Annotated in this window: 12 protein-coding genes and 1 pseudogene; 5 read left to right on the forward strand and 8 right to left on the reverse strand. The window is 65.2% G+C overall.

Translation table 11 applies throughout. The features are described from left to right. On the reverse strand, positions 1-861 hold an 861-nt coding region (locus tag BM222_RS11750; RefSeq protein ID WP_283810232.1), incomplete at its 3' end, for an acyl-CoA carboxylase subunit beta. 145 nt (positions 862-1,006) lie between these two features. Between BM222_RS11750 and BM222_RS11755 the strand changes: the two genes are divergently transcribed. After that, complete coding sequence (locus tag BM222_RS11755; protein ID WP_092228439.1) at positions 1,007-1,411, forward strand: DUF4260 domain-containing protein; 405 nt, start codon at positions 1,007-1,009, stop codon at positions 1,409-1,411. Between the two features lie 100 nt (positions 1,412-1,511). Beyond that, entirely contained in the window at positions 1,512-2,504 is a 993-nt protein-coding gene (locus tag BM222_RS11760) for a dienelactone hydrolase family protein (protein WP_092228440.1), read from the forward strand. Between the two features lie 158 nt (positions 2,505-2,662). Here BM222_RS11760 and BM222_RS11765 read toward each other — a convergent pair whose 3' ends face one another. From BM222_RS11765 to BM222_RS11775, 3 genes are read right to left on the reverse strand one after another with little or no spacing between them, the layout of a single operon-like run. After that, positions 2,663-2,926, reverse strand: a complete 264-nt coding sequence (locus tag BM222_RS11765) for an EscU/YscU/HrcU family type III secretion system export apparatus switch protein (protein ID WP_092228441.1) — start codon at positions 2,924-2,926, stop codon at positions 2,663-2,665. Beyond that, the gene (gene fliK, locus BM222_RS11770) at positions 2,923-4,554 is read right to left on the reverse strand and encodes a flagellar hook-length control protein FliK (RefSeq protein ID WP_177243166.1); all 1,632 of its coding nucleotides are present in this window, start codon (positions 4,552-4,554) and stop codon (positions 2,923-2,925) included. Before fliK ends, BM222_RS11765 begins: the two co-directional genes overlap by 4 nt. 55 nt (positions 4,555-4,609) lie before the next feature. Next, entirely contained in the window at positions 4,610-5,404 is a 795-nt protein-coding gene (locus BM222_RS11775) for an ATP12 family chaperone protein (RefSeq protein WP_092228442.1), read from the reverse strand. Positions 5,405-5,479: 75 nt separating this feature from the next. On the opposite strand from BM222_RS11775, the gene BM222_RS11780 reads away from it, so the two are divergent. After that, positions 5,480-5,926, forward strand: coding sequence for a hypothetical protein (locus BM222_RS11780; RefSeq protein ID WP_092228443.1), 447 nt, complete (start codon positions 5,480-5,482; stop codon positions 5,924-5,926). A 169-nt stretch (positions 5,927-6,095) separates the two neighbouring features. Here BM222_RS11780 and BM222_RS11785 read toward each other — a convergent pair whose 3' ends face one another. From BM222_RS11785 to BM222_RS11795, 3 genes are read right to left on the reverse strand one after another with little or no spacing between them, the layout of a single operon-like run. Continuing rightward, positions 6,096-7,307 (reverse strand): RluA family pseudouridine synthase, encoded by a 1,212-nt coding sequence (locus BM222_RS11785; RefSeq protein WP_092228444.1) that lies wholly within the window; start codon positions 7,305-7,307, stop codon positions 6,096-6,098. A 52-nt stretch (positions 7,308-7,359) separates the two neighbouring features. Further along, positions 7,360-8,697: a replication-associated recombination protein A gene (locus BM222_RS11790; RefSeq protein WP_092228445.1), complete on the reverse strand. Its 1,338-nt coding sequence runs from the start codon at positions 8,695-8,697 to the stop codon at positions 7,360-7,362. Continuing rightward, positions 8,694-10,097 (reverse strand): DegQ family serine endoprotease, encoded by a 1,404-nt coding sequence (locus tag BM222_RS11795; RefSeq protein WP_177243167.1) that lies wholly within the window; start codon positions 10,095-10,097, stop codon positions 8,694-8,696. The genes BM222_RS11790 and BM222_RS11795 overlap by 4 nt, the downstream gene beginning before the upstream one ends. Before the next feature lie 315 nt (positions 10,098-10,412). Here BM222_RS11795 and BM222_RS11800 point away from each other — a divergent pair, with 315 nt between their 5' ends. Beyond that, positions 10,413-12,029, forward strand: a complete 1,617-nt coding sequence (locus tag BM222_RS11800) for an OprO/OprP family phosphate-selective porin (RefSeq protein ID WP_092228446.1) — start codon at positions 10,413-10,415, stop codon at positions 12,027-12,029. Between the two features lie 41 nt (positions 12,030-12,070). Here the strand turns inward: BM222_RS11800 and BM222_RS11805 are convergent. Continuing rightward, positions 12,071-12,238: pseudogene (locus tag BM222_RS11805) on the reverse strand (winged helix-turn-helix transcriptional regulator); the annotation flags it as partial. A 144-nt stretch (positions 12,239-12,382) separates the two neighbouring features. On the opposite strand from BM222_RS11805, the gene BM222_RS11810 reads away from it, so the two are divergent. Further along, entirely contained in the window at positions 12,383-13,396 is a 1,014-nt protein-coding gene (locus BM222_RS11810) for a zinc-binding alcohol dehydrogenase family protein (RefSeq protein WP_092228447.1), read from the forward strand. Positions 13,397-13,429 lie beyond the last annotated feature (33 nt).

A 13,429-nucleotide genomic window follows, 5' to 3' on the forward strand; every position in this document is an offset into this window, starting at 1 on the left:
GATCAGCTCCTTCATGTCGTAGGGCTTGTTCGGATTGTCGGGGATCAGCGTGTCCAGGGACATGTCGACGCGGGCGGTGTCGTCGAAGCTCGGCCATTCCGGCACGCCGTCGGTGTTGTTCGAGGGGAGGAAGTCGATCAGGCGACGCATCTGCAACAGCGCCTCGACATCGTTCTCGAAGGCGCCATCCGCGATCGAGGAGCGCGTGGCGTGCACCGAGGCGCCGCCGAGCTCTTCCGCGGTGACGACCTCGTTGGTGACGGTCTTCACCACGTCGGGGCCGGTGACGAACATGTAGCTGGTGTTCTTCACCATGAAGATGAAGTCGGTCATCGCGGGCGAATAGACGTCGCCGCCGGCGCAGGGGCCCATGATGACCGAGATCTGCGGGATCACGCCCGACGCGAGCACGTTGCGGCGGAACACGTAGGAATAGCCGGCGAGCGCCGCGACGCCCTCCTGGATGCGGGCGCCGCCCGCATCATAAAGACCGATGATCGGCGCCCGCGCCTTCATCGCCATGTCCTGGAGCTTCGTAATCTTCAGCGCGTGCGTCTCGGACAGCGAACCGCCGAACACCGTGAAGTCTTTTGCGAAGACAAACGTCTTGCGGCCATTGACGGTGCCCCAGCCGGTGACGACGCCATCGCCGGGGATCTTGTTCTTCTCCATGCCGAACTCGATGGAGCGGTGCTCGACGAACATGTCGAACTCCTCGAAGGACCCCTTGTCGAGCAGGAGCTCGATGCGCTCGCGGGCGGTCAGCTTGCCGCGGGCATGCTGCGCCTCGATGCGCTTCTCCCCGCCGCCGAGCTTTGCGCCGGCGCGACGGTCTTCAAGGGCGTCCAGGATGTGTTTCATTTGCTCCCGCCAGTTCTTAAGCCTTAAGTGAAGCGGGTTCTAACACGGCATTTTGCGGGCCGGGAAGCGGCTTTCGGCGCCGCAGAGCTGCCTTGCCGAAGCGTGAAAGCGCAAGGAATTACAGAGTTTTGCCTGGGAGGCGACGATGGACGAGAGAGCTGCCGAGACAGGGGCTGCGACAGGCGGCATCAACATCCTGCTGCGGCTGGAGGGCCTGACGCTGTTCGCCGGCATGGTGATGCTCTACGCGGCCTGGGGCGGCTCCTGGCTGGTTTTCGCCCTGCTGTTCTTCGCGCCCGATCTGAGCTTCCTGGCGTACCTGTCGGACGCCAGACTCGGCGCGCTGGTCTACAATGCCGCCCACAGCTACATGGCGCCTGTGGCGCTGCTGACGCTGGGGTTTGGTTTCGCCTCGCCGTTGACCCTGTCCATCGCCTTGATCTGGCTCGCCCATATCGGCATCGACCGGGCGCTGGGCTACGGCCTGAAATATTACGCCGGCTTCGGCTTCACCCATCTGGGGCGGATCGGCCGGCAGAAAGACGCCTGATACCCGCGCACGCGCGGCGGACGACGCCCAAGCATGCTGGGCAAATTGACAGCACCGGCACTCGTTGGTCTATTTCCCTGAAATCATAGGGGAGGATCCGATGCCGGCGGCATTTCGCATCGTTGCGGCGCTCATCGCGCTCTGCGTTTCAGCCGGACTCGCCGGCGCTCAGGCGCTTCCCAAGGACGCGCCCGCGCGGACCGAGATATTCCCGATCCCGTCCCTCACCCTCTCTGACCAGCAATTCCTGAGCGGCGATGAAGCGGCCGGCAAGCCGGTGACGGTTGCCGGCGAATTCCGCGTCGCGCAAGGGTCGGGCAAGATGCCGGTCGTGGTGCTGATGCACGGCTCGAGCGGCGTCGGCGCCACCACGGACGCCTGGGTGCACACCTTCAACGCCATGGGCATCTCGACCTTCGTGATCGACGGCTTTACCGGCCGAGGTCTCACAGTGACGGGGCCGAACCAAGCCCTGCTCGGCCGGCTCAACCTGATCATCGACATCTATCGCTCGCTGGAGATTTTGGCGAAGCACCCGCGCGTCGATCCTGATCGCATCGTGCTGATGGGCTTTTCGCGCGGCGGCCAGGCGACGCTCTATGCGAGCCTGGAGCGCTTCCACAAGCTCTGGAACAAGTCTGGCGTGCAGTTCGCCGCCTACATTCCGTTCTATCCGGATTGCTCGACGACCTATCAGAGCGACACCGAAGTCGGGGCGCGTCCGATCCGCATCTTTCACGGCACGCCTGACGACTACAATCCCGTGAAGAGCTGCAAGGCCTTCATCGAGCGGCTCAAGGCCGCCGGTCGCGACGTGGTGCTGACCGAATACCCCGACAGCGCGCACGGTTTTGACAGCGGCCTGCTCGGCGTCGCCTCGGTCGCCGTGTCGGCCAATGCCCAGACCGTGCGCAATTGCCACATCAGGGAAAGCGACGGCGGCGTGCTGATGAACGGCGATACCAACGCGCCCTTCACCTACAAGGACCCCTGCGTCGAGCTCAACCCGCATGTCGGCGGCAATCCCGCCACGGCCGAGGCGTCGCGAAAAGCAGTGGTGGAATTTTTGCAGGCGTTGTTCAAGCTGGGATAGGCCCGCGTCAGCGCCAAATCCTCCGTCATTGCGAGCGCAGCCAAGCGATCCAGAGTCTTTCCGCGGTGACAGCCTGGATTGCTTCGTCGCCAGCGCAAAATTGCTTCGCAATTTTGTCGCGAGCTCCTCGCAATGACGAGCCCGATCAACCTGATGCGCTAGCGTGCGCGGCCTGAGAGCCGCAGCACGAACACCAGCACTTCGGCGACGGCCTTGTAGAGATCCGGCGGAATCTCTTCGCCGAGCTCGACCTTCGAGAGCGCGCCGGCCAGGATCTCGTTCTCCTCGATCGGGATGTCGTTGGCCTTGGCGATCTCGACGATCTTGGCGCCGATCGTGCCTTTGCCCTTGGCAACAACCACAGGCGCGCCGCTGCCCTTCTCGTAATGCAGCGCGATTGCGAGCTTGGACTCCTCGCTCATGTGGCGCGATCCAGGAAATGCCCGGCGCGGGCCGGCGCGGGTTGCGGCGGGGTGCCCTCGCGCACGACGATGTCACCGGGCTTGAGCTCGGCCTTGGTCAGCGCCTGATTGAGCTCACCGATGCCGGCGCGGAGTTGCTGCGCTGTCGCCGGCCGCTCGGCCCACATCCGCACAAAGGTCTTGTCGCCGTTGAGCGTGACCAGCGCATGCACGGGACCAGCCGGCTCGACATTGAGCGTGAAGCGCGCGCGCCAGGCCCGCTTGGCGGTATCTGGCGTTTCGTTGCCGCCGTCGCGCGATATCTCGAACTGGGCCATCGCGGTGCCCTGCGGCGTCGCAAACGGAATCTCGAAATTCCACTGCGGCACGCTCGGATCGGTGCGATGGCCGCCGGCATCGACGCGGTCGGGCAGTGAAGCGACTTGCAGGAGGGTCTGCCGCGCGAGCGCGGCATCGGTATCGTCGAGCAGGCGATGTACGGTCGCAGCGAGCGGCGCATTCGGCGTCAGTGATGGTGAGGCGATTGCCTGCGGCGACGGAAGCGCGCCGCGGAACGGCGGCGGCGTCGTCCGCGCGGCCGCTTCGAAGACATGGCCGTCAGCCACCACCCTGTTCGTGCCAGGCACATTGCCGGTCATGCGCGGCAGGTTTTGCGTGACCTCCTGCAGCAAGCTCGCGGCAAGGCCTGCGGAGATGGCCCGCGGCAGCGCTGCCTGCGACGTTTCGCCGGCCATGTCCTTCAACACCGCAACCGCAAGCGCAGCGTCGCGCGGCATTTGCGTGAGTTGAGCGCCCCCCGCCTCGGGCCCTGGCAAAGCCGTCTGCACAGCTTCGCCTGCCACCTGCAGCGCCGGAGCTGCAATCTGTTGCGGCGTGACGGCATTCGTCGCGATCGCAAGGGCCTGCGTCGGCGGCGCGGCGGCCTCGAGCGTGACTGAGGTCACCGCCAGCGTCTGGCGCAGCACCAGCAGCGCGGCCTTCAAATCTGCTACCGCACCTGACGATGTCTTGGCCCCCGCCGCCAGCGAGGCTTCGAGAAACAGGCCGGATTTCTGGACGGCGGATTCGATATCGCCGCCATCCAATGCAGTGTCGAGCGGCGTCTGTTGCGCCAGCACGTCCAGCACCGCCTGCTTCAGGCCAGCAGGCAGATCGCTGCTACCGACGACTGACGCCAGATTGGCAAACAGTGGCGCCTGGCTGCCCTGCTTGGTCGCGGCCTCGGCCGATGCGACTGTGACGGCGACCTGCTCACTCGGCGTCAAGGAATTGCGGACTGAGGTCGTTGACGGCGCAAGCGACGGGCTATCGACCAGCGAGGCGGCCGTCGGCGTCAGCGTGACCTGATCGGCGCTCGCCTCGCCCGCCGCATTGACGACAGCAAGCCTGATGGTGCCGTCGTTCCGCGATACCGCGAGCTGGAGATTTTGACCCGGGGTCAGCGACACCTCCGACATCACGTCCATCGAGAGGTTGGCGATCGCGATCCGCACCAGATTGTCGGCGAGCACGCTGACGACTTTGGCGTCGACGACGCTGCCGGCCTGAAGCACAAGATCCGGCGTTGCCGCATCAGCCACGGGGCCGGCGGCACTGACGGGAAGGATGGAGCTTATCGGCGTCGCCATCTAAGGGCCCGGGGGAACGTGCTCGCCACCCTAAGGCCGCGGCGTAAACCTCTCGTTAAGGACCTTTAACCCCGGGCGGATTCACGGCCGTCAAAACCGCCACGGCGGCCTCGAAATCCCTGAAACGGGTGGCTCGGCGGGCGGCGGCCTCCTCGTCCACGCCCCATTGGTCGATGTTCCAATCCTCATCGACATGGGCGGCGGCCCAGACCTGATCGGCGTCCCGCACGCCATGCATCAGCGCCAGCGCCAGCAGCGCCGAGCCGGTCAGGGTCGTCACCATGTGGAGGGCAGCCACCGACCAGGGATCATCAGGGAGCGCGGCGCGGGCAACCCGGAGCGCCTCGTCCGGCTGCTTCACGTGCATGATGCCCTCGGACAGGATGAAATGCGCGCCCAGCGCCTCCGCGGCCCAGAACAGCACGGGGTCCCAATGCGCGGCCTCGCGGGCGACCAGCCCCTCGGGGTGGGCGGCGCGATAGAACAGCAGGTCGGTCTCGAAGTATTTCGCAAGGTCATCAGTGACGAGCTCGACGCGGTCGACGACGCCCTCGACCACACTGTTGGCGATCCGCGTCAGCGGCATCGTCACCGGATCGATCGTCTCGCTTTGGGCGGCCCATTCCGCGGCCACGGCGTCGGCGAGCGCCCGCGCCGGGATCACCACCTGGCGCGTGGAAGGGGTTCGGATCGGCCTGCCGTCGAGCGTGATGGCAAAGCCGCGCTCGGCCTCGACGACGCCCACCTCCTTGTAGAAGCGTTTGCGCAGCGGCGTGCGCGCGGAGGCACGCGCCGATTCCCGCGGGTCCGGCAGGGGCTGGCTGGCTGCTTCTTCGAACAATTCGCGCATGTGAGTATTCGGTCCCGGTCGCTGGATGCTAGGCTTTTAAGATAAGACCTGTGGCTGATAAAGCGAGCGGCGGGCATGAGGGAACTTGCTGGCATTGCGGTCCTGTTCGCCGGGCTTTGGCTGGGCGCAGCCGAGGCCGGCTTTCGCACCCCGGAATCGCTGGTCCGCAACGTCTATGCCCATTATGGCGAAGGCGCGCCGGAGCTGTCCAAAGGACTGCCGCGGGATGATGCCACGGCCCGGCAATTCTTCGATCCAAGCCTACGCAAGGCATGGTCCGCACCGCGGACCGAGTCCTACGATTTCCTGGTGCAGAGCCCGAGCTGGAAGCTCGGTCCTGTCAAGATCGCAATCCTCCGCAAGCAATATGACAAGACCTATGTCGCGGCGAGTTTCGACAATCGGGGGCGGAAGGTCGGGCTGAACTTCATCCTGGTCAATGGGCCGGAGGGCTGGCTGATCATGGACGTCGAGAGCCCGCATGACTCGTTGCGGATGTTTCTGGAGCAGTTTCGGAATTGAGGGAGATCTCGGTCTCAACCACAACCCCTGTGTCGTGCCCCGGCTAAACCGGGGCATCCAGTACGCCGCGGCGGATTTGGGTGGAGCGAGTTCTCTAAGGACGGGCTCTGGAATACTGGATCGCCCGCCTTCGCGGGCGATGACACTGAGGAGGTGGTTAGAGTGCCCCCTACTCCTCCGGCGCGTTCTCGATCGGGTCGAACCGGCTCGCGTCCAGCCCGAGCAAATTCCACGACTGCTGCATATGCTGCGGCAGCGGCGCGGTGGCGTCGATAAAACCGCCGCGCGGATGCGGAATGACGATACGCCTTGCGAGCAGGTGCAGCCGGTTTTGCAGGCCGCCCGGCAGCTGCCAATTCTCGATGTTGAAATATTTGGGATCGCCAACGATGGGATGGCCGATGTGCTCCATGTGGGCGCGCAGCTGGTGGGTGCGCCCCGTCACCGGCTTCAGCGACACCCAGGTCAGCTTGTTGCCGGCGGTCTCGACCACGGCATAGTACGTCACCGCGTGGCTGGCGCCCTCGTCGCCATGCTGGGCGATGCGCATGATGGTGTCGTCCTCGCTCTCCTCCTTCGCAAGGAAGGTCGAGATGCGGCCCTGCTTCGGCTTCGGCAGTCCCGGCACCAGCGCCCAATAGGTTTTGCGAGCCGATCGCGAGCGGAAGGCGCCGGTCAGATGCGAGGCGGCAAACCGCGTCTTGGCGATCAAAAGACAGCCCGACGTTTCCCTGTCGATGCGGTGCACGAGGCGCGGCTTCTGGCCTTTGGAATCGCGCATCACCTCCAGCATCTGGTCGATGTGCCGCGTCATGCCCGAGCCGCCCTGCACGGCAAGGCCGGCGGGCTTGTTCAGGACGAGGACGTCGTCGTCCTCGTAGATCGTCATCTCCTTCAGCGCGGCCAGCGTCTTTTGCGCGCCCTCGGAGAGTTCACCGGCAAGCTTCGGCGTGTCGAGCTTCAGCGGCGGAATGCGGACGCTCTGCCCTTCCTCCAGGCGGTCCTTGCTGTCGACGCGCTTGCCGTCAACGCGCAGCTCGCCTTTGCGGACGACGCGCTGGATGTGGGAGAACGACAGGCCGGGGAAGCGCGCCTCGAGGAAGCGATCGACGCGCATGTTGTTCTCGTCGGCCGTGACAGTGACGGTCTGCACCTTGGTCGGCAGCAGCGCCTCGACGGGTTTCGCGGGCGCGGCTCGCTCCGCTTCAGCCTTCGGCGGACGCCGCTCGGCGCGCTCGCCGGCAAAACGCGGCGGCTTGCTGCCGGGTTTGCCGCCCGGACGCGGTCCGGCCTTCGCGCTTCGTGCCTTCGACGGGCGCGATTCCTTGCGCTCGTCGCGCGATCGGGGCTCTTGGTTGGTTCTTTTGATGCGGCGGCTCATGCTTGCCTGCCTACCCTAAAAGCGGCCTTTCGTCACGACGAAATGGCCGTTTTCAGCGGGAGCCGCCCCGCTCCTTGCGCAGCTTGGCCCAGTAATCCAGGCGCTTCCGGATCTCCCGCTCGAAACCGCGCTCGGGCGGGTCGTAGAAGGTCTGGCGGCCCAGGGCTTCCGGAAAGTAGTCCTGGCCGGAGAAGGCGTCGGGGGCGTCGTGGTCGTATTCGTAGGCGGCGCCGTAGCCCTCGGACTTCATCAGCTTGGTCGGGGAATTGAGGATGTGCTTGGGCGGCAGCAGCGAGCCAGCCTGCTTTGCCACCTGCATCGCCGCGCCGAAGGCCGTATAGACCGCGTTCGATTTCGGCGCGGTGGCGAGATAGACCACGGCTTGCGCGATCGCGAGCTCTCCTTCGGGGTGACCGAGGAAGTCGAAAGCGTCTTTCGCCGCATTTGCGATGACGAGTGCCTGCGGATCGGCGAGCCCGATGTCCTCCACCGCCATGCGCACGACGCGGCGGGCCAGGAACAGCGGGTCTTCGCCGGCATCGAGCATGCGCGCGAGGTAGTAGAGCGCGGCGTCAGGATCAGAGCCGCGTACCGATTTATGCAGCGCCGAGATCAGATTGTAGTGGCCATCGGCCGATTTGTCGTAGATCGGCGCGCGGCGCTGCAGGATGTCCTGCAATTGCGCGGCATTGAAAATCTCGTCGGCCCGTGCCGAGCGCCAGACCTCTTCGGCCAGCGTCAGCGAGGCGCGGCCGTCACCATCGGCCATGCGCACCAGCACGGCCCTTGCCTCGGCATCGAGCGGCAGCTTGCGGCCCTCGACCTCTTCGGCATGCGCGAACAGCTTTTCGATCGCATCAGCATCGAGCGAACGAAATACCAGGACGCGCGCGCGCGAGAGCAACGCCGCGTTGAGCTCGAAGGACGGGTTCTCGGTGGTGGCGCCGACCATCACCACCGTGCCGTCTTCCATCACCGGCAGAAACGAATCCTGCTGCGCGCGGTTGAAGCGATGCACCTCGTCGACGAACAGCAGCGTACCCTTGCCCATCTCGCGGCGAGCCCGCGCGGCGTCGAAGGCCTTCTTCAGATCGGCGACGCCGGAGAACACCGCCGAGATCTGCTCGAAATGCAGGTCCGTCGCGTCCGCGAGCAGCCGCGCCACCGTGGTCTTGCCGGTGCCGGGCGGCCCCCAGAACACCAACGACCCCAGCGTGCGCGTCTCCAGCATGCGCGTCAGCGCGCCGTCGGGGCCGAGGATGTGATCCTGGCCGACGACCTCCGACAGTGCACGCGGCCGCAGCCTGTCAGGCAGCGGATGCGGCGCTTCTTGATCGAGCCCCGCCGCGGCGAAGAGAGTTGGCGTCTCCCGTGATCGCTTCGGACTCATCCGCCCAGCGTGACGTTGATCTGCTGGCCGCCGCGCACCAGCGCGATGCGCCAGAGCCGCGGCTGCTCCTTCGCGGCCTTCTCGAGGTCGCTGGTCCTGATGATCTTCTGGCTGTTCACGGACAGGATGATGTCGCCCTTCTGGAAGCCGACATTTTGCGCAGCCGTACCATCGCCGATGTCGGTGACCACGACGCCCTCGGTGTCGACATCGAGATGCAGCTCGTCGGCCACCGCCGGCGTGATGGTGGAGATCCTTGCACCCTGGAACGGCGAACGCGTGGTGATGACGAGTTCATTGCGGCCACTGTCCGGAGCGGTCTCGAGCGCGATCGTCAGCTTGAGCGGCTTGCTGCCGCGCTGCACGTCGATCTGCGCGGTGCCGCCGAGCGGACGGGTGGCGAAGCGGTAGTCGAACGCGTTGGGGTCGTCTACGGCCTGGCCATCGATTCCGGTGATGAGGTCGGAGGATTTCAATCCGGCCTTCGCCGCGGGGCCGTTGGGGACGACGCTCGCGACGAGCGCACCGGTCGGCGAGCGCAGGCCAAGGCTCTCGGCGATCTCCGCCGTCACCGCCTGCAGCTTCGCGCCGAGCCACGGCCGCTTCACGGCCGTGCCGCCGCTCTTGGCGGAGGCGACGACCACGCGCACCATGTTGGCGGGAATCGCAAAGCCGATGCCCTGCGAGCCGCCGGAGCGCGAGTAGATCGCGGTGTTGATGCCGGCAAGCCGGCCGTTCATGTCGACCAGCGCACCGCCGGAATTGCCGGGATTGATCGGAGCGTCGGTCTGGATGAAGAACTGGTAGTCGGTGATGCCGACCTGCGTGCGCGCCAGCGCCGAGATGATGCCGTGGGTCACGGTCTGACCGACACCGAAGGGATTGCCGATCGCGAGCACGACGTCGCCGACCATCAGCTCGTCCGAATTGGTGAATTCGAGCGCCGGAAATTTTTCCTTGGTGTCCTTCAGGCGCAACACCGCAAGATCGCTGCGGGAATCCTTCAGCACGATCTCCGCCTCGAACTCGCGCTTGTCCGCCAGCGACACCTTCACCTGGTCGGCGCCTTCGATGACATGGACGTTGGTGACGATGAGTCCGGAGGAATCGACGATCACGCCCGAACCCAGCGAGCGCTGCACCTGCTCCTGCTGCTCGCCGCCGCCGAAGAAACGGCGGAAGATCGGGTCGTCCAGCAGCGGATTGCGGTTCTGCACCACCTTGGCGGCGTAGACGTTGACGACCGCCGGCTGCACCCGCTGCACGATCGGCGCATAGGACAGCCGCAGTTCGGCCGGTGAGGACGGAACGCGACGGTCCTGCGCGGCAGCCGGATTGAAGTGGGCCGAAAAAGCCATGCACAAGGCCGTGACGACGGCGGTCAAGTTCGCTCGAAACATTCCTACCTCTCGGAAAAGACGCCGGAATATAGGCGCGTTCGTCTCCCAATAGAAGGGCGCCCGACGGCAATATTCAGTCCTCGTCCGGCGTCACGGGCATACAAGCCGCGCGTGCGAAATCGCAATTTGCCTGGCTTGGTGGATTGGCATGATGTGCGTCAGCTTGCATGCTCGTGCTGGGCGGATTCGGTTGCGGCGAATCGGCATCAATGGGAACCGGGCAACCGGCGCGCACCGTCGCGGGGCAGTCATCGATCAGTCTTAGGCTCTCCCGTTCTCGATTTGGGGAAGTTCGTCAAAGAATGGAGTCACGAGATGAGCAGGACAAGAATAGCGGCCACGGCGATTGGTCTCGCCGGCGCGCTGGCGGCCTCGCAGGCCCAGGCCCAATCGACAAACAACAGCGATCAGGAGATCGCGCTCCTGAAGCAGCAACTGAAGTTGCTGGAGCAGAAGCTCGACAAGCTGCAGAACCAGACCGCGGCGAACACGGCGGCGGCAGCAAAGACCAGGGCCGAAGCGAAGGCCGAGGCCAAAGCCGAAGCGCGCTCGGAGGCGAAGGCCGTCGTCGCCAACGCCAATGCGGCATTCCCGGTCAAAGGCGCCCCCCCAACGGCCGGCGTGATCGTGACGATGCCGAACAACCGGCCGACCATTTGCACCGCCGATCAAGCGAACTGCGTCGCGATCACCGGCCGCGTGCATTGGGACGTCGGCGGTTACGACTATCGTCCCAACACGGCGGCCACCGTGCCGCAGAGGCTGGACAGCGGCGAGAACGTCCGCCGCGCGCGCATCGGCCTCACCGGCAAATTCTTCGACGACTGGAACTTCGCGCTTGTCTATGATTTCGGCGGCTCGTCGGACGGGTTCGGCGGCGCAGCGCCAGGATCGCTGCCGGGTGGCGGGGTCTCCGGCATCGAGAACGCCTATCTCAGCTACACCGGACTAAAACCGTTCGGCGGCCGCATGGCGGTCGAAGCCGGCATCATGGACCTGCCCTACACCATGGACGAGGCCACGAGTTCCAACGACATCATGTTCATGGAGCGCGCCTCGGCCGGCGTCATCGCAACCAACATCGCCGCCGGAGATTTCCGCTCGGCAGCCGGCACGCGCTGGTTCAACGATCAGCTCTGGGTCGGCGGCTACGTCACCGGACCAGCGACGGGTGCCATCCACTCCAGTTCGAGCGCGGCGCCGGCGGGCACAAGCGAGCAATACGGCGCCGTGGCGCGTGTTGCCGGCAATCCCATCAGCGGCAAGGAGTACTCGGTGCATATCGGTGCCGACGCGCAATGGCTGATCCAGCCGCCGCGCAACCTCATCGCCAACACGCAGACCGTCACGCTCAGCGATCGTCCGGAATTGCGTCTAGACCCCACGACTCTGGTGTCCACGGGGGCGATCGCAAACGTCTCGGGCGCCCAAGTCTACAGCGTCGAAGCGGCTGCGACCTACGGTTCGTTCATCGTCCAGGGCGAGTACTTCTGGTACAATGTCGACCGCACCGCCAATACCGGCGTGCCGCTGGTCGGCGCGCCCAGCCTGAAATTCCAGGGCGGCTATGCCCAAGCCGGCTACGTGCTGACCGGAGAGGGTCGGACTTACAATGCGGCAAACGCGGCCTATAACGGCGTCAAGCCGGCGCACCCGTTCTCGCTCGATGGCGGCGGCTGGGGCGCATGGGAAATCGCGGGACGCTTCTCGACGATAGACCTCAACGATCAGCTTGCGAGCGCCAACGGCGTCGCGGGCGGACGCCAGAACGTCTACACGCTGGCGCTCAACTGGTACGTCAATGGCAACGTCCGATTCATGCTCGACTACCTGCACGGCACCGTCTCCAAGCAGACGCTGCCGCCGAGTGCGTTCGCGAATACGGGCTCGGGCTTCGACGCCGTGGCAATGCGTACGCAGTTCGCATTCTGAGACGATCTCGTCCGGGAGCAGCGCAATCTGCTCCCGGACAATCACGCCGCCCGCTTCGGCTTCTTCACGACATCAGGAGGCGGCGCGCAGGAGAGCCGTTGCTGACGGCTCTCGCCCCAGGCTTTCAGGAAATCGATCACCGGCCGCAGGCTCTCGCCGAACTCGGAAAGGCAATACTCCACCCGCGGCGGCACTTCGGCATGGACCTTGCCGGGCAAAATCGCGCCGTTTCATGCTTATTCCCCAATAGTATCCAAACGGGGACTATATCCCCGAATTTACAGTACTTGCCAAATTGAAGTCACGGCGACAGTTAGAGCGCAGGCGAATACGCCATCTGATGGAGACAAGCCATGAAGGCCGTCGGGTACAAGAAGTCGCTTCCGATCGGGGATCAGGACGCGCTGATCGATTTCGAAACCGCAAAGCCGGAGCCGAAGGGACGTGACATCCGCGTCGCGGTGAAGGCGATCTCGGCCAATCCGGTCGACTACAAGGTGCGCAAACGCGCCGCCCCGCCGGAGGGCGAGACCAAAATTCTCGGCTATGACGCGGCCGGCGTGGTCGACGCCGTCGGCCCCGAGGTCACGCTGTTCAAGCCGGGCGATGAGGTGTTTTACGCCGGCTCGATCCTGCGCCAGGGCACCAATTCCGAATTCCATCTGGTCGACGAGCGCATCGTCGGCAACAAGCCGAAGTCGCTGTCGTTCGCGCAGGCCGCCGCGCTTCCCCTCACCTCCATCACCGCCTGGGAATTGCTGTTCGATCGTCTCGGCGCGGTGCCCGGCAAGAGCGTCGATCCGCGTACGCTCTTGATCACCGGCGGCGCCGGCGGCGTCGGCTCGATCCTGATCCAGCTGGCACGCCGCCTCACCGGCCTCATCGTGGTCGCGACTGCAACGCGGCCGGAGTCGCAGAAATGGTGCCTCGATCTCGGCGCGCATGCGGTGATCGATCACGGCAAGCCCATGAAGGAGCAGATCGAAGACCTCAAGGTGCCGCCGGTCGCGCTGGTGGCGAGCCTCACCTTCACCGACCAGCACTACAAGTCGATCGCCGAGTTCATGGCGCCGCAGGGCCGCTTCGGCCTGATCGACGATCCGCCGGAATTCACCATGAGCACGTTCAAGGGCAAGGCGATCTCGGTGCACTGGGAATCGATGTTCACGCGCTCCTCGTTCCAGACACCCGACATGATCGCGCAGCATCATCTGCTGAATGATGTCGCCGATCTCATCGACAAGGGCGTTCTGCGCACCACGCTCGACCAGACCTTCGGCACGATCAACGCAGCCAATCTCAAGCGCGCGCATGCGCTGCTGGAGAGCGGAAAGTCGCGCGGCAAGATCGTGCTGGAGGGGTGGTAGACGACGTCGTGGGGTGGGTTACGCCTGCGGCTA

Origin of the sequence: Bradyrhizobium sp. Gha, assembly GCF_900113735.1 — a bacterium.
Classification (GTDB): Bacteria; Pseudomonadota; Alphaproteobacteria; order Rhizobiales; family Xanthobacteraceae; genus Bradyrhizobium.